We start from the raw sequence: 15,126 nt of genomic DNA, 5'->3' as shown, positions 1-15,126 counted from the left end.
GGGAATACATGCAAGCAGTTAAACAATGCGCCTGGGGTCTCTTTCTCGCGCTTTTATCTTTTACTGTGGCCGCGCATCCGCACAGTTTTATTCGCATGAAAACGCAGGTGTTAGTCGATAACGGAAACTTTACCGGCTTGAAAATGCACTGGACGATGGACGAGATCACCTCCGCAGACCTGCTTTATGATGCGGGCAATGCGCAACCAGGTGAAGAGATTTGGAAAAAACTGGCGGCAGAAGTGATGGCTAACGTGTTAGGGCAACACTACTTCACTGAAGTCTGGCATAACGGACAAAAAGTGAAGTTTCTGAATCGCCCCACGGAATATGGTCTGGCGCGACAAGGGCACAAGGCGGTGCTGACCTTTATTTTGCCGCTGGCAGAGCCGCAGCCTGTGCGCGGCCAGAAATTCACGTTTGCGACGTTTGACCCGACTTACTATGTTGATATGAGCTATGACCATGACGGTGATGTGACCCTGCCCAATGGGCTGCAAACGCCGTGTGCGGTAAGTGTTCACACGCCAAAACCGGGGGAAGAGGTTCTGAACTACGCCCAGTCGCTGGATAAAGAAGATGCACCAGAGGAAGATATGGAACTCGGTAAACAATTCGCCCAGACGGTGACGCTGTTATGTCAGTGATCTCGCTAAATCGGGCAGGTAAACGGCGTTGGGTGCCATGGTGGCCGCTGGCGCTGTTTGCGCTCTGTGCCCTCAGCGGTGCCTTCTGGCTGTGGCACGCGTGGCCACACGTGATGATGAAAAGCGTGGTCTGGCAGCGTGACATGAATATGCAAATGAGCACGCTACTTCAGCGTGTTGCGGAAAACCCCGGCAAAGCGGGAGGAACACTGCTGCTGTTCAGCTTTTTATATGGCGTGCTGCACGCTTTAGGTCCAGGGCACGGCAAAGTGGTGATCACGACCTGGCTTGCCACCCACCCCTCAAAACTGCGAGCCGGCATTGCGCTCACGCTGGCTTCATCTTTATTGCAAGGCGTAGTGGCGATTGCGCTGGTGGTCGTGGTGCTGAGTGTTCTGGCGTTGCCGGCGCGGCAACTGCATCTCAGTGGTTACTGGCTGGAAAAGGGCAGTTATCTGCTGGTAGGCACGCTGGGGCTGTTACTGTGTTTCCGTGCGCTTAAAAAACTGCGCATGCTGCTAAGGAAACCGACATTTCGCGCTTTTACCCCTCAGCATGTACACCATGACGGCTGTAGCTGCGGGCATCACCATTTGCCTGACACTTCGCAATTGCACAACAGCGAAGACTGGCGTGCGCGGTGTGTGATTGTCCTGTCAATGGGAATGCGACCCTGTTCCGGGGCGATAATGGTGCTGTTGTTCAGTAAGGTGATCGGGATGTTTAGCTGGGGTGTGTTGTCTGCGCTGGCGATGGCGGCGGGCACCTCGCTGACCATCAGTTCGCTGGCGCTGCTGGTTCATGGTTTCCGTCAACTGGCGGTAAAACTGAGCGGTGATCGGGCACCTGTGCTGTGGCGGCAGGTAGGCTGGACGACGCTGGCGTTGGCGGGGGGCGTGGCGCTGATTAGCGCAGCGATGGTGATGTGGGTCAGTGCATTACCACCGGGCGGCGGATTACGACCCTTTTAACGCTGCCAGTAGGTGAACAAGCCCGATAAGCGACATGCCATCGGGCCTGCCATATCTTAGCGTTTCAGCGCGTCGCTCAGTTCGTCGCGCATATTCGCCAGCATGGATTTCACAACGCGTGGGTTACCGGCAACAATGTTGCCCGTCATCATGTAGTTGTGACCGCCGGTGAAATCACACACCAGACCGCCTGCTTCACGAACCAGCAGTTCGCCAGCCGCAAAGTCCCACGGTTTGAGAGCAATTTCAAAGAAACCATCAACACGGCCAGCAGCCACATAGGCGAGATCCAGCGCGGCAGAACCGGTGCGGCGGAAGTCAGCGCATTCGGTAAACAGTTTACCGACAATGTTCATATATGTGGTGGCGTGTTGTTTGGCTTTGAACGGGAAACCGGTCGCCAGGATGGTGCCATCCAGATCGCGAGCGGTGCTGCCGCGCAGGCGGTAGCCATTCAGCTGCGCGCCCTGGCCACGGGTCGCGGTGAACAGCTCGTTACGCATAGGATCGTAAACCACAGCCACTTCAGTACGGCCTTTAATGCGCACAGCGATAGAGACCGCGAAGTGCGGCAGACGTTTGATAAAGTTGGTGGTGCCATCCAGGGGATCGATAACCCATTGTACATCCTGGTCAGCGCCTTCGTGCTCACCACTCTCTTCGGTGATGATGGTGTGTTGCGGGTAAGATTTGCGGATGGTGTCAATAATCACTGCTTCTGCAGCTTTATCAACGTTAGTCACGAAATCATTGCTGCCTTTCTGGCTGGTTTCTACGGTGTCAGGGGTTTCGTAGTTTTTGGCAATTAAATTACCCGCCTTGCGCGCAGCACGCACGGCGATGTTCAGCATCGGATGCATCGGTCTCTCTCACTGGATGTTAAAGAACGGAAAACGGCGCGTATGATAGCAGCGAATTCGGAATATGTCTTCGCTTTATGCTAATATGCGCCAATTATCTTTAGCCGTAGAAAATCTATGCTGCAAAATATTCGAATCGTGCTGGTGGAAACCTCTCACACTGGCAACATGGGCTCTGTCGCCCGCGCTATGAAAACAATGGGATTAACCAACCTGTGGCTGGTCAATCCTCTGGTCAAACCGGATTCACAGGCTATCGCGCTGGCTGCCGGTGCCAGTGACGTCATTGGCAATGCCCAAATCGTTGATACACTGGACGAAGCGCTGGCCGGTTGTAGCCTTGTGGTTGGCACCAGCGCGCGTTCACGTACGCTGCCGTGGCCGATGCTCGATCCGCGCGAATGCGGCCTGAAAAGTGTGGCGGAAGCCACGCACGCGCCGGTTGCGCTGGTGTTTGGCCGCGAACGCGTTGGCCTGACCAATGATGAATTGCAGAAGTGCCACTATCATGTCGCGATTGCAGCAAACCCGGAATACAGCTCGCTTAACCTGGCTATGGCCGTGCAGGTGATCGCTTATGAAGTGCGGATGGCCTGGCTTGCCGCGCAGGAAAGCGCTACGCCGTCACAACCAGAAGAGACGCCTTACCCGCTGGTGGACGATCTGGAGCGTTTTTATGGGCATCTCGAGCAAACGCTGCTGGCCACCGGTTTCATCCGTGAAAGCCACCCCGGCCAGGTGATGAACAAGTTGCGCCGGCTGTTTACCCGCGCCCGTCCAGAAAGCCAGGAACTGAATATCCTGCGCGGCATTCTGGCGTCAATTGAGCAGAATCAAAAGCCGTAGTGCTGACGCGCGGCGGGGCGTTACCTGGCCTGCCAGGCTGGGTAAGTCAGCGCCCGCGGGCATAAAATGACAAAGCACGAAAAGGCAAATACCTGACTAAAACAGTCAACTAAATAGTTGACCAATTTAGTCGGGAATGTCAGACTTGCGTCTGCTATGCAACCTTAACATTTTAATAATAATCCCCGGGCAGGGGCGAGTTCGAGGCTAGTAAGACATGAGACTGACATCTAAAGGGCGTTATGCCGTGACTGCAATGCTGGACGTTGCACTCAACTCCGAATCGGGCCCGGTGCCATTGGCCGATATTTCCGAGCGTCAGGGAATTTCTCTCTCCTACCTGGAGCAGTTGTTCTCCCGTCTGCGTAAAAATGGTCTGGTGGCCAGCGTGCGCGGCCCGGGCGGCGGTTATCTGCTGGGTAAAGACGCAAGCACTATCGCCGTAGGTGAAGTGATCAGTGCTGTTGACGAATCGGTAGACGCTACCCGTTGTCAGGGTAAAAGCGGCTGCCAGGGTGGCGATAAGTGCCTGACCCATGCGCTGTGGCGTGATCTGAGCGACCGTCTGACCGACTTTTTAAATAACATTACGCTGGGTGAACTGGTCAATAACCAGGAAATCCTTGACGTGTCCGATCGCCAGCATACTCACGAATCCCATCGCACGACCCGCGTACAAGACGCTATCGACGTTAAACTGCGCGCATAATAAAAAACAGAATTCAGAATCGGGCCAGGGCACGGTTGTGCCCTGTTAACACGGTCGTACATCCAGCCGGTTGCCTGATTCCTTGCATTAGAGCGATGTACGGAGTTTAAAAGAGCAATGAAATTACCGATCTATCTCGACTACTCCGCAACCACGCCGGTGGACCCGCGTGTTGCCGAGAAAATGATGCAGTTTCTTACCCTGGACGGGACCTTTGGTAACCCTGCTTCCCGTTCACACCGTTTTGGCTGGCAAGCTGAAGAAGCGGTAGATATCGCGCGTAATCAGATTGCTGAGCTGGTTGGCGCTGACCCGCGTGAAATTGTCTTCACCTCCGGTGCAACCGAATCCGACAACCTGGCGATTAAAGGTGCTGCCAACTTTTATCAGAAAAAAGGCAAGCACATCATCACCAGCAAAACTGAACATAAAGCTGTGCTGGACACTTGTCGCCAGCTGGAGCGTGAAGGTTTTGAAGTGACTTACCTCGCGCCACAAAGCAACGGCATTATTGACCTCAACGCGCTGGAAGCGGCGATGCGTGAAGACACCATCCTCGTTTCCATCATGCACGTGAATAACGAAATCGGCGTGGTGCAGGATATCGCGGCAATCGGCGAAATGTGCCGTGCCCGCGGCATTATCTACCATGTTGATGCTACCCAGAGCGTGGGTAAACTGCCTATCGATCTGAGCCAGCTGAAAGTCGATCTGATGTCTTTCTCCGGTCATAAAATCTATGGTCCGAAAGGCATTGGCGCACTGTACGTACAGCGTAAACCGCGTGTGCGTATCGAAGCGCAGATCCACGGTGGTGGACACGAGCGCGGCATGCGTTCCGGTACCCTGCCGGTTCACCAGATCGTTGGCATGGGCGAAGCCTATCGTATCGCCAAAGAAGAGATGACCACCGAGATGGAACGCCTGCGCGGTCTGCGTAGCCGTCTGTGGCATGGCATCAACGATATCGAAGAAGTTTACCTGAACGGTGACCTCGAGCACGGCGCGCCGAACATTCTCAACGTCAGCTTTAACTACGTTGAAGGCGAGTCGCTGATCATGGCGCTGAAAGATCTGGCTGTTTCTTCCGGTTCTGCCTGTACCTCTGCAAGCCTTGAACCGTCCTATGTGCTGCGCGCACTGGGTATGAATGACGAGCTGGCACATAGCTCGATCCGTTTCTCGCTGGGGCGTTTCACCACAGAAGAAGAGATCGACTACACCATCGAACTGGTGCGTAAATCCATTGGCCGTCTGCGCGAACTCTCTCCGCTGTGGGAAATGTTCAAACAGGGCGTGGACCTGACCACCATCGAATGGGCTCATCATTAATTACGGTTGCGGAAACAGGAGAATTTAAAATGGCTTATAGCGAAAAAGTAATCGATCATTACGAAAATCCACGCAACGTTGGCTCTTTCGATAACGGCGACGACAGCGTAGGTAGCGGCATGGTTGGCGCACCGGCGTGCGGCGACGTGATGAAGCTGCAGATCAAAGTGAACGAGAAAGGCATTATCGAAGACGCGCGCTTTAAAACCTACGGTTGCGGTTCTGCTATCGCCTCCAGTTCGCTGGTAACTGAATGGGTGAAAGGCAAATCCCTGGATGAAGCGCAGGCAATCAAAAATACCGATATTGCTGAAGAGCTGGAACTGCCGCCGGTGAAAATTCACTGCTCTATCCTGGCGGAAGATGCGATTAAAGCCGCGATTGCGGATTACAAAAGCAAACAAGAAGCGAAATAAGGCAGGAGGTTGTTGTCATGTCCATTAGCCTGAGCGACAGTGCTGCCGCGCGAGTCAATACCTTCCTGACCAACCGTGGTAAAGGGTTTGGTCTGCGCCTGGGGGTCAGAACCTCTGGTTGTTCTGGTATGGCCTATGTGCTGGAGTTTGTTGATGCACCGAATGAAGAAGATACGGTGTTTGAAGACAAAGGCGTGAAGGTCGTGGTTGACGGCAAAAGCCTGCAGTTCCTCGACGGTACTCAACTGGACTTTGTTAAAGAAGGCCTGAACGAAGGGTTTAAATTTACCAACCCGAACGTAAAAGATGAGTGCGGTTGCGGCGAAAGCTTCAACGTTTAATCGCCACCCTCTACTGACCCCACCGCAGCTGCCTGCGCGTGGGGTCTGTTTCGATTGCACACCCGGAATTGTTATGGATTACTTCACCCTTTTTGGGTTGCCGGCCCAATATCCGCTCGACACCCAGGCGCTGACAAGCCGTTTTCAGGACTTGCAGCGACAGTATCATCCCGACCGCTTTGCCAGCCGTTCGCAGGCTGAGCAACTGGCTGCTGTGCAGCAATCCGCTACCATCAACCAGGCGTGGCAAACGCTGCGCAATCCGCTGGCTCGCGCCGAATACCTGCTATCGCTGCACGGGTTTGACCTGGCGTCGGAACAGCATACGGTACGCGATACCGCCTTTTTGATGGAACAGCTGGAACTGCGTGAAGAGCTGGATGAAATTGAGCGCGCCGAAGATGCGGCACGTCTGGAGGCATTCCAGAAGCGCGTAAAAGAAATGTACGACGCGCGTCACGAGTTGATGGTCGAACAGTTGGATACCCAAACGTGGGACGTGGCGGCGGATACCGTGCGTAAACTGCGTTTTCTCGATAAACTGCGCAGCGCAACAGAACAACTCGAAGAAAAACTGCTCGGTTTTTAATTTTTTTGGAAGCACAAAATGGCCTTATTACAAATCAGTGAGCCCGGCCTGAGCGCCGCACCGCACCAGCGTCGCCTGGCGGCGGGCATCGACCTTGGCACCACCAATTCGCTGGTTGCTACCGTGCGCAGCGGCCAGGCGGAGACGCTGGCCGATAGCGAAGGTCGCCATTTACTCCCTTCAGTGGTGCACTACCAGGCGGAAAGCCAGTCGGTGGGCTATGAGGCGCGCCGTAACGCCGCGCTGGATCCGGTTAATACGATCAGTTCCGTCAAACGCCTGATGGGCCGCAGCCTTGCCGATATTCAGGCGCGTTATCCGCACCTGCCGTGGCAGTTCCAGGCCAGTGAAAATGGCTTGCCGATGATCGTCACCGCCGCGGGTGTGGTTAACCCAATCCGTGTCTCTTCAGATATTCTCAAAGCGCTTGCAGCCCGCGCGCAAGAAACGCTGTCGGGCGAGCTTGACGGCGTGGTGATCACCGTTCCGGCTTATTTCGATGATGCGCAGCGTCAGGGCACGAAAGATGCAGCTCGTCTGGCGGGATTGCATGTTCTGCGCCTGCTTAACGAGCCGACCGCTGCGGCAATTGCTTATGGCCTGGATTCGGGCAAAGAAGGGGTGATCGCCGTTTACGATCTCGGCGGCGGCACCTTTGATATTTCTATTCTGCGTTTGAGCCGCGGCGTCTTTGAAGTGCTGGCCACGGGCGGTGACTCCGCGCTGGGTGGTGATGATTTTGACCATCTGCTGGCGGACTATATCCGTGAGCTGGCGGGGCTGAGCGATCGCAGCGATGTGCGCCAGCAGCGTGAACTGCTGGATGCGGCCATTGCCGCTAAAATTGCCCTCAGTGACGCCGACAGCGTCAGTATTCAGGTAGCGGGCTGGCAGGGAGACGTCACGCGCGCGCAGTTTGAAGATCTGATTTCAACCCTGGTAAAACGCACGCTGCTCTCTTGTCGTCGCGCGCTGAAAGATGCAGGCGTTGAGGCGAACGAGGTGCTGGAAGTGGTGATGGTTGGCGGTTCGACTCGCGTGCCGCTGGTGCGTGAACGCGTCGGCGAGTTCTTTGGCCGCACGCCGCTGACCTCTATCGATCCGGACAAAGTCGTGGCCATTGGCGCCGCCATTCAGGCGGACATTCTGGTAGGCAACAAGCCGGACAGCGAAATGCTGCTGTTGGATGTGATCCCGCTTTCACTCGGTCTGGAAACGATGGGCGGCCTGGTGGAGAAAGTGATCCCGCGTAATACCACTATTCCGGTGGCGCGCGCGCAGGAGTTCACCACCTTCAAAGATGGTCAAACTGCCATGTCTATCCATGTGATGCAGGGTGAACGGGAACTGGTGCAGGATTGCCGCTCACTGGCACGGTTTGCGCTGCGCGGCATCCCGGCGCTGCCCGCGGGCGGGGCGCATATTCGCGTGACCTTCCAGGTCGATGCAGACGGTTTGCTGAGCGTGACGGCGATGGAAAAATCCACCGGCGTGGAAGCCTCCATTCAGGTGAAACCCTCTTACGGTCTTACCGATGGCGAAATTGCCGACATGATCAAAGACTCCATGAGTTTTGCCGAGCAGGACGTGAAAGCACGTATGCTGGCGGAACAGAAAGTGGAAGCCGCGCGCGTACTGGAAAGTCTTGCCGGTGCGCTCGCCGCGGACGCCGCGCTGTTAAGCGCCGCAGAGCGTGAGGTTATCGACGAGGCGGTTGCGCAGTTGCGCGTGGTCGCCGAAGGCAATGATACCGACGCGATAGAACAAGCCATTAAAAATGTAGATAAACAAACCCAGGAATTCGCCGCACGCCGCATGGATCAATCCGTGCGTTCCGCGCTGAAAGGCCATTCCGTCGACGAGGTTTAATATGCCTAAAATTGTTTTTCTGCCTCATCAGGACCTCTGTCCGGATGGCGCAGTTCTGGAAGCGAAGAGCGGTGAAACCATTCTTGATGTTGCCCTGCGCGGCGGCATTGGGATTGAACATGCCTGCGAGAAATCCTGTGCCTGCACCACCTGCCACTGTGTCGTGCGTGAAGGTTTTGACTCACTGCCGGAAAGCACGGAAGACGAAGACGACATGCTGGATAAAGCCTGGGGTCTGGAACCGGAGAGCCGCTTAGGGTGCCAGGCGCGTGTGACCGACGAGGATTTAGTGGTTGAGATCCCGCGTTACACCATTAACCATGCGCGGGAGCATTGATATGGGCCTGAAATGGACAGACAGCCGTGAAATCGGCGAGGCGCTGTATGACAGCCGCCCGGATGTGGACCCGAAAACCGTGCGTTTTACCGATATGCACCAGTGGATTTGCGAACTGGAAGAGTTCGATGATGATCCGAATGCATCGAATGAAAAAATTCTCGAAGCGATTCTGCTAGTCTGGTTAGACGAAGCATCGTAATCATCAGCGGGCTGCCTTCGGGTGGCCCGTTTTCACGAATACGTCAGGCTATAAACGTAGGCCGGATACGTTAACACTGCCGTCCGGCTACTGCTAATAAGGATAAATACAATGACAGAAGCCATGAAAATTACGTTAACCACACAACCTGCCGATGCGCGCTGGGGTGAAAAAGCCGCGTACAGCATCAATGGAGACGGCATTGCGTTGCACCTGACCGGGAAAGACGATCTCGGGCTTATTCAGCGCGCGGCGCGCAAAATCGACGGCATGGGTATTAAACATGTCGCGCTGAGCGGCGAAGGCTGGGATGCCGATCGCAGCTGGGCGTTCTGGGCCGGTTACAAAGGGCCGAAAGGTACGCGTAAAGTTGAATGGGCGTCGCTGAGTGAGAGCGAACAGCAAGAGCTGGACAGCCGCCTGAAAGTGATCGACTGGGTGCGCGACACCATCAACGCTCCGGCAGAGGATCTGGGGCCGGAGCAACTGGCGCAGCGCGCCGTGGATTTGCTGCACAGTGTCGGTGGCGACCACGTTTCTTACCGCATCACCAAAGGTGAAGATCTGCGTGAGCAGAACTATCTTGGTTTGCACACCGTAGGGCGCGGCTCCGAGCGCCCGCCCGTGTTGCTGGCGCTGGACTATAACCCAACAGGCAACCCGGACGCGCCGGTTTACGCTGCGCTGGTTGGTAAAGGTATTACCTTTGATTCCGGTGGCTACAGCATCAAGCAAAGCGCGTTTATGGATTCGATGAAATCCGATATGGGCGGTGCAGCGCTGGTGACGGGTGCGCTGGCATTTGCCATTAACCGCGGCCTGAATAAACGCGTCAAACTGTGGCTGTGCTGCGCCGACAACCTGATTAGCGGCAACGCCTTCAAACTGGGCGATATTATTCACTACCGCAACGGCAAAACCGTCGAAATCATGAATACCGATGCCGAAGGGCGGCTGGTGCTGGCGGATGGTTTGATCGACGCTTCCGCGCAGAAACCGGAGCTGATTATCGACGCCGCCACACTGACCGGCGCGGCAAAAACTGCGCTGGGTAATGATTACCACGCGCTGTTCAGCTTTGATGACGCGCTGGCGGGTCGCTTGCTCAGCAGCGCGGCAGACGAAAACGAACCGTTCTGGCGTCTGCCTCTGGCTGAATTCCATCGTCACCAGTTACCGTCAAACTTCGCGGAACTGAACAATACCGCCAGCGCGGCGTTCCCGGCGGGAGCCAGTACCGCAGCCGGTTTCCTCTCTCACTTTGTTGAAAACTACCAGCAGGGCTGGTTGCATATCGACTGCTCCGCAACCTACCGTAAAGCGGCGGTTGAACAATGGGCAGCAGGTGCGACAGGGTTGGGCGTGCGTACACTCGCAAATTTGTTAACCCGGTAATCTTTTTCCTCTCCTCGCGGGGAGAGGAATGTTTGGAACTCCTATGTCAGACACGAAAAACGAATTAGAAACCCTGCTGGCGCAAGCGGCTACCGAGCCTGCTTATCGTCCGGCGTTTTTCCGCACGCTGTTGGTTTCCACCGTTTGGGTACCGGGAAACGCGGCGGAAGGTGAGGCCATTGTTGAAGACAGCGCGCTGGATCTGCAGCACTGGGAAAAAGATGACGGTACCTCGGTGATCCCGTTTTTTACCTCGCTGGAGGCCCTGCAACAGGCCGTTGAAGATGAACAGGCCTTCGTGGTCATGCCTGCTCGCACCCTGTTTGAAATGACGCTGGGAGAAACCCTGTTTCTCAACGCTAAGCTGCCAACCGGGAAAGAGTTTACTCCGCGCGAAATCAGTCATCTGGTCGGGGAAGAGGGCAGTCCTCTCAGCCAACAGGAAGTTCTGGAAGGCGGCAGTGCATTACTGCTTTCCGAAGTGGCAGAACCTCCGGCGCAAATGGTCGATTCGCTGACCACGCTGTTCAAAAGCATCAAAACAGTGAAGCGGGCTTTTCTCTGCTCTATTAAAGAAAAAGCGGATGAGCAGGCCAACCTGTTGATCGGTATTGAAGCCGAAGGCGATATTGAAGAGATTATTCACGCGGCGGGCAGTGTAGCAACCGATACGCTGCCGGGTGATGAACCGATTGATATTTGCCAGGTGGCAGAAGGCGAGAAAGGGATCAGCCACTTTATGCTGGCGCATATTACCCCCTTCTATGAGCGCCGTTGGGGCAGCTTCCTGCGCGATTTTAAAAACAACCGCATCATCTGATGACCGGGCGGTGCTTTTGCACCGCCTGTAGAATTTTCAATGCCTGAATTTGATGTACTTCCGGCCCATGCCGCACGGAATGGGCCGGAAGTGCCCGGTTTATGCTCATTGCGCCACGGTTAATTTTTATGGATAAAAAAAGCCTGCTCTACTGTTTTGGTATTCCGCTGTTGTTACTGCTCTGGTCCTGCTGGCAGTGTTCACGCCTCAGCAGTAGCGATGCCTGGGTGATCATTGAGTGGGGCACCACGCAGCACAGCGTACTGACCCCGTTTTCGCGGCTCTATCTTGCCGGCGTCTCCGTTATCCTCTCCTTGATTGCTGTGCTCGCCAGCGCAGGTACGGTAGCCTTAAGTTTTTATAGCACCCAACAAGCCCGTATCTCAACAGAGCACTTAGTCCGGGCATTTACACGCTGCCGGAAAATGTTGCCGCTGCTGATGGCCACGTTGATGACGGCTATTGGTTTCGCTCTCGTCACAATTATGTTGTACGAACTGCTGTGGCTACTGACGCTTAAAGATACCCCCACGCTGAATATTAAGCTGTTTGGCATGCTTATCGTGGTGACCGGCTGGCTTATCTTTATGGTGTTGAGCACGCTTTTTTTGCTGAAAAGATGTTACGTGCGCATGCAATCGCAAGAGCGGAGAGTATATGGCGGTTCGGTGACTGAGGATGAGGCACCAGGGCTGTGGCATTGGGTCCGGGAGCTGGCGCAGCGCGGACAGGCAAAAGTGCCGGATAATATCGTGGTGGGTTTGTTTCAGGGGTTTTATGTCACCGCATTGCCGCTGCGGCTGGAGACGGGCCTACGCCTGACGGGCAACACTCTCTATTTTCCCCTTACGCTTGCCGCCTTTCTGGATAAAGACGAAACGGCCGCGGTGATAGGGCATGAATTGGGGCATTTTGCGGGGCAGGATACGGCCTACACGCTACATTTTGCCGGGATCTATTCCGGCATGAAGCGCAGCCTGAGTCACTTTTATCAGAACCTCAAATTCTGCGGCTGGCTTGAGCGCATCGCGCTTTATCCCTCGTTACATATCGGTTTGTGGTTTTACCGCCGCTTTGATGAAACGGTCAGTCGCTGGAGCCGTATGCGTGAGCTGGCGGCGGATAGCGCAGGAGCGCGGGCCAGTTCACCGCAGGCGCTGGCCTCCTCGCTGTTGCGTTACACCACGCTGGAAATGGTCTTGAAAGAGCCCGTGCAGCGCTTTTTTGACCGTCAATTGGTTACAACAAACCTGGTGGATACGCTTTTTGCAGTGCTACACGAGCAAGGCCGGCTGGACGTTGCTGTAGCGCTGGGGTGCAGATTGTCACACCCCACAGACACGCATCCGACCACGCGTGAACGCCTGGAACAGGTGCAAGTGCCGCTGGATGACGCGTTGATGGCGAGGGCTTCGCGGCAGGTGAGCGAGGCGGATTATGCCAGGCTACATCGCCTGTTTGCCGACTTACCGGCGCTATGCCGGACGCTCACTGCCCAGGTGCAGAACGCTCTTCGTGCCAATCATCATGCTTACGTTGAGCAGTTACAGGAGCTGGTCGCCCAGGCTGGCGACACCGTAGAGGTGTTGCTGAAAAAGAGCATCTTGTGGGGCAATATCGCTTTAACGGCGGTAATCGGCCTCGCGGCTGGTGGGTTGTTGATCCTCAATAGCGTGTGGGGGGTGACTTTCCTGCAGTTTGGGATCGTGGTGGGCGGTCTGGTAATAATGGCGCTGATCTGTGCACTGAGCAGTTGGGGAATGTATACCCGGGTGCGGCAGCCACTGCTGGTATTGCATCCTCAGGCCATCGAAAGCTATCAACTCAGCGCGCCGCTACCGCTGGAAAAGATTGAAGCGACAGATACGGGCAAATATCGTGGGCAGCCTTGTCTTGAGTTGTACTGGCAACAGGGCTATCAGCCTCCAAAATGTATTGTCGGGAAGCTGTTGCGAAATTTTATTTTTGACGCCTCAACGCGCAAAGTGATCATCACCTTCCCCGGCGGTTTCACTCAGGGTGAGGAGGGTGAAAAAATGACCCTCGGCGAGTTGCATACCCGCATCCGTGACGCTATCACTGCCGCCTGGGCGCGGAAAAGACTCAACGAGATATAACAGCGATGCAGGGCGAATACGGCGAAGCCGCCGTATTTACTGCGTCGCTTCCAGCAACAGCAGATCCATCAGCAGCACGAGATTGGATTCGAATGAGGTTATGCCTGCCGCTTCGGCGGCAAAATGCACCGCCTCGTCGAACAACGCAAAATGGATATCCGCCATTTCCGCCAGCGTGTTCGCCGACGCACGGGTAAAGGCGACCACCGTCATGCCGACCGTCCGGGCAATGCGCGCTTTATCCAGCACCTGTTCGGTTTCACCACTGCGCGAAACGGCGATAAACACCTGGTAGCGAGCGGCGTTACTGAGGAAAATGTTACGACTGTCGCCAGGCCCGGAAATAAACGCAGTCTTACCCAGTACCTGCAATTTTTTGGTCAGGTACTCGGCAAACAGATACGAGAAGCCGGCGCCATACAGAAAAAAACTTTCGCGCTCGCGCAGCAGCCTGGCGAACTGGCGGCGTTTCTCTGCCGTCACCCAGCGAAAAGTTTGCTGATAATTGGCCATAAACTGGGCAAATAATGCAGGCAGTTCGGCGGTACCTTCAGGCTGCTGTTCAGCGATCCTGGGGGTATCCGCCAGCAGTTGTTTTCCGTACCAGATAAACTCGCTGTAACCGCTAAAGCCCAGCTTCTGGCACAGGCGGATAATGGTGGCGGTAGAGACAAATGTGGCCTGCGCCAGTTCGCGGATCGTTATGTTACCGACCAGAAGCGGATGCTCCGTCAGATGGGCAAGCACACGGTACTCGGCGCGGGTCAGTGACTCCCCGCGCGTGAGCAGTGGCGCAAGTCGGTTGTCCATTTAGGCCGGTTCGATCGGTAAATCATCACGGGCGCCCCATTCACTCCAGGAGCCGTCATACAGGGTCACATTCGGCGCACCCAACGTCGTCAGCGCCAGAATCACCACTGCCGCGGTCACGCCGGAGCCACAACTGGCGATAATGGGCTTATGCAAATCTACACCCTGGCGACGAAAAATGGCCACCAACTCGTCGGTGGTCTTCAGCTCGCCTTCTGTTACCAAATCGCCCCAGGGCACATTCAGCGCGCCAGGAATATGGCCACGTTTGAGTCCCGGACGCGGCTCATCAGCTTCGGCATTAAACCGGGGGGCGGGGCGGGCATCGACAATCTGCGCGGTACCTTCATGGCTCGCCAGCAGCACATCGGTCAGTTTTTTCACCACTGACGGATCAAAGCGGGCGTTGAAGTCAGATTCCGGCAGTGTGACATCGCCTTGTTGCAGCGGCAGGCCATCGCGCTGCCAGCCTGCAAGGCCGCCTGCGAGGATCGAGACGTTTTCCACCCCGTAATGACGCAGCATCCACCATGCGCGCGGGGCAGAGAACAGATCACCTTCATCGTAGATTACCAAATGCTTATCCTGGCTAACGCCCAGTTCGCGCATGGCTACGGCGAAGGCTTCCGGGCGGATCAACATATGCGGCACAGATGTGGCGTGATCGGAGAGGGCTTCAATATCAAAAAAGACCGCACCGGGAAGGTGCCCGGCGCGGTATTCCGCTTTAAGGTCGCGATGCTCCTGGCCCGCCGGTGCCATTCTGGCGTCAATCAGTTGGATTTCAGGATCATCGCTGTGCTCTATCAGCCAGTCGGCCGCGACAAAAAACGAGGTAGACATAGTTGCCTCCGTGTCATCAACA

17 protein-coding genes are annotated in these 15,126 nt (G+C 55.6%); 14 read left to right on the top strand and 3 right to left on the bottom strand.

All coding sequences use genetic code 11. The annotated features are described in order from the left end of the window. Window positions 1-8 precede the first annotated feature (8 nt). Entirely contained in the window at window positions 9-647 is a 639-nt protein-coding gene (locus RTX30_RS13910; RefSeq protein WP_312690714.1) for a DUF1007 family protein, read from the top strand. Next, on the top strand, window positions 638-1,618 hold the full coding sequence (locus RTX30_RS13905; protein WP_312690712.1) for a nickel/cobalt transporter: 981 nt from the start codon (window positions 638-640) through the stop codon (window positions 1,616-1,618). The genes RTX30_RS13910 and RTX30_RS13905 overlap by 10 nt, the downstream gene beginning before the upstream one ends. A gap of 56 nt (window positions 1,619-1,674) precedes the next feature. On the opposite strand, the gene suhB is transcribed toward RTX30_RS13905, so the two are convergent. Further along, entirely contained in the window at window positions 1,675-2,478 is an 804-nt protein-coding gene (suhB, locus tag RTX30_RS13900; RefSeq protein WP_263099779.1) for an inositol-1-monophosphatase, read from the bottom strand. A gap of 117 nt (window positions 2,479-2,595) precedes the next feature. On the opposite strand from suhB, the gene trmJ reads away from it, so the two are divergent. From trmJ to RTX30_RS13840, 12 genes are all read left to right on the top strand, one after another. Further along, window positions 2,596-3,324 (top strand): tRNA (cytosine(32)/uridine(32)-2'-O)-methyltransferase TrmJ, encoded by a 729-nt coding sequence (gene trmJ / locus RTX30_RS13895; protein WP_312690706.1) that lies wholly within the window; start codon window positions 2,596-2,598, stop codon window positions 3,322-3,324. 217 nt (window positions 3,325-3,541) lie between these two features. Then, on the top strand, window positions 3,542-4,033 hold the full coding sequence (gene iscR / locus RTX30_RS13890; RefSeq protein ID WP_312690704.1) for a Fe-S cluster assembly transcriptional regulator IscR: 492 nt from the start codon (window positions 3,542-3,544) through the stop codon (window positions 4,031-4,033). A 117-nt stretch (window positions 4,034-4,150) separates the two neighbouring features. Beyond that, the gene (gene iscS / locus RTX30_RS13885) at window positions 4,151-5,365 is read left to right on the top strand and encodes a cysteine desulfurase (protein WP_312690703.1); all 1,215 of its coding nucleotides are present in this window, start codon (window positions 4,151-4,153) and stop codon (window positions 5,363-5,365) included. 29 nt (window positions 5,366-5,394) lie between these two features. Beyond that, window positions 5,395-5,781: a Fe-S cluster assembly scaffold IscU gene (gene iscU / locus RTX30_RS13880; RefSeq protein ID WP_312690701.1), complete on the top strand. Its 387-nt coding sequence runs from the start codon at window positions 5,395-5,397 to the stop codon at window positions 5,779-5,781. A gap of 17 nt (window positions 5,782-5,798) precedes the next feature. Beyond that, a complete protein-coding gene (gene iscA, locus RTX30_RS13875) occupies window positions 5,799-6,122 on the top strand; it encodes an iron-sulfur cluster assembly protein IscA (RefSeq protein WP_131406460.1) in 324 nt (107 codons plus the stop codon). A gap of 73 nt (window positions 6,123-6,195) precedes the next feature. Further along, window positions 6,196-6,711 carry a co-chaperone HscB gene (gene hscB / locus RTX30_RS13870; protein ID WP_312690697.1) on the top strand — a complete coding sequence of 172 codons (516 nt, stop codon included), beginning with the start codon at window positions 6,196-6,198 and terminating at the stop codon, window positions 6,709-6,711. Window positions 6,712-6,729: 18 nt separating this feature from the next. After that, window positions 6,730-8,580 carry a Fe-S protein assembly chaperone HscA gene (hscA, locus tag RTX30_RS13865; RefSeq protein ID WP_312690695.1) on the top strand — a complete coding sequence of 617 codons (1,851 nt, stop codon included), beginning with the start codon at window positions 6,730-6,732 and terminating at the stop codon, window positions 8,578-8,580. A 1-nt stretch (window position 8,581) separates the two neighbouring features. Further along, window positions 8,582-8,917 carry an ISC system 2Fe-2S type ferredoxin gene (fdx, locus tag RTX30_RS13860; protein ID WP_312690693.1) on the top strand — a complete coding sequence of 112 codons (336 nt, stop codon included), beginning with the start codon at window positions 8,582-8,584 and terminating at the stop codon, window positions 8,915-8,917. Window position 8,918: 1 nt separating this feature from the next. After that, window positions 8,919-9,119 (top strand): Fe-S cluster assembly protein IscX, encoded by a 201-nt coding sequence (iscX, locus tag RTX30_RS13855; RefSeq protein WP_007370809.1) that lies wholly within the window; start codon window positions 8,919-8,921, stop codon window positions 9,117-9,119. 111 nt (window positions 9,120-9,230) lie between these two features. Beyond that, entirely contained in the window at window positions 9,231-10,514 is a 1,284-nt protein-coding gene (pepB, locus tag RTX30_RS13850) for an aminopeptidase PepB (protein WP_312690691.1), read from the top strand. 43 nt (window positions 10,515-10,557) lie between these two features. Next, window positions 10,558-11,334, top strand: a complete 777-nt coding sequence (gene sseB, locus RTX30_RS13845; RefSeq protein WP_312690689.1) for an enhanced serine sensitivity protein SseB — start codon at window positions 10,558-10,560, stop codon at window positions 11,332-11,334. 128 nt (window positions 11,335-11,462) lie between these two features. Further along, window positions 11,463-13,451, top strand: coding sequence for a M48 family metallopeptidase (locus tag RTX30_RS13840; protein ID WP_312690687.1), 1,989 nt, complete (start codon window positions 11,463-11,465; stop codon window positions 13,449-13,451). 36 nt (window positions 13,452-13,487) lie between these two features. Here RTX30_RS13840 and RTX30_RS13835 read toward each other — a convergent pair whose 3' ends face one another. Then, the gene (locus tag RTX30_RS13835; RefSeq protein WP_312690685.1) at window positions 13,488-14,261 is read right to left on the bottom strand and encodes a MurR/RpiR family transcriptional regulator; all 774 of its coding nucleotides are present in this window, start codon (window positions 14,259-14,261) and stop codon (window positions 13,488-13,490) included. Continuing rightward, on the bottom strand, window positions 14,262-15,104 hold the full coding sequence (sseA, locus tag RTX30_RS13830; protein ID WP_312690683.1) for a 3-mercaptopyruvate sulfurtransferase: 843 nt from the start codon (window positions 15,102-15,104) through the stop codon (window positions 14,262-14,264). Between the last annotated feature and the right edge of the window lie 22 nt (window positions 15,105-15,126).

Source organism: Kosakonia sp., assembly GCF_032052965.1.
In the GTDB taxonomy this organism is placed as follows: Bacteria; Pseudomonadota; Gammaproteobacteria; order Enterobacterales; family Enterobacteriaceae; genus Kosakonia.
Note: the sequence above shows the minus strand (reverse complement) of the source record. Positions and strands in the feature narration are given on the sequence as shown.

What these genes read in the sequence shown, in the direction of transcription:
- RTX30_RS13910 (WP_312690714.1), top strand. Translation starts at nt 9, where the DNA reads ATGCAAGCAGTTAAACAATGCGCCTGGGGTCTCTTTCTCGCGCTTTTA.
- RTX30_RS13905 (WP_312690712.1), top strand. Translation starts at nt 638, where the DNA reads ATGTCAGTGATCTCGCTAAATCGGGCAGGTAAACGGCGTTGGGTGCCA.
- suhB (WP_263099779.1), bottom strand. Translation starts at nt 2,478, where the DNA reads ATGCATCCGATGCTGAACATCGCCGTGCGTGCTGCGCGCAAGGCGGGT.
- trmJ (WP_312690706.1), top strand. Translation starts at nt 2,596, where the DNA reads ATGCTGCAAAATATTCGAATCGTGCTGGTGGAAACCTCTCACACTGGC.
- iscR (WP_312690704.1), top strand. Translation starts at nt 3,542, where the DNA reads ATGAGACTGACATCTAAAGGGCGTTATGCCGTGACTGCAATGCTGGAC.
- iscS (WP_312690703.1), top strand. Translation starts at nt 4,151, where the DNA reads ATGAAATTACCGATCTATCTCGACTACTCCGCAACCACGCCGGTGGAC.
- iscU (WP_312690701.1), top strand. Translation starts at nt 5,395, where the DNA reads ATGGCTTATAGCGAAAAAGTAATCGATCATTACGAAAATCCACGCAAC.
- iscA (WP_131406460.1), top strand. Translation starts at nt 5,799, where the DNA reads ATGTCCATTAGCCTGAGCGACAGTGCTGCCGCGCGAGTCAATACCTTC.
- hscB (WP_312690697.1), top strand. Translation starts at nt 6,196, where the DNA reads ATGGATTACTTCACCCTTTTTGGGTTGCCGGCCCAATATCCGCTCGAC.
- hscA (WP_312690695.1), top strand. Translation starts at nt 6,730, where the DNA reads ATGGCCTTATTACAAATCAGTGAGCCCGGCCTGAGCGCCGCACCGCAC.
- fdx (WP_312690693.1), top strand. Translation starts at nt 8,582, where the DNA reads ATGCCTAAAATTGTTTTTCTGCCTCATCAGGACCTCTGTCCGGATGGC.
- iscX (WP_007370809.1), top strand. Translation starts at nt 8,919, where the DNA reads ATGGGCCTGAAATGGACAGACAGCCGTGAAATCGGCGAGGCGCTGTAT.
- pepB (WP_312690691.1), top strand. Translation starts at nt 9,231, where the DNA reads ATGACAGAAGCCATGAAAATTACGTTAACCACACAACCTGCCGATGCG.
- sseB (WP_312690689.1), top strand. Translation starts at nt 10,558, where the DNA reads ATGTCAGACACGAAAAACGAATTAGAAACCCTGCTGGCGCAAGCGGCT.
- RTX30_RS13840 (WP_312690687.1), top strand. Translation starts at nt 11,463, where the DNA reads ATGGATAAAAAAAGCCTGCTCTACTGTTTTGGTATTCCGCTGTTGTTA.
- RTX30_RS13835 (WP_312690685.1), bottom strand. Translation starts at nt 14,261, where the DNA reads ATGGACAACCGACTTGCGCCACTGCTCACGCGCGGGGAGTCACTGACC.
- sseA (WP_312690683.1), bottom strand. Translation starts at nt 15,104, where the DNA reads ATGTCTACCTCGTTTTTTGTCGCGGCCGACTGGCTGATAGAGCACAGC.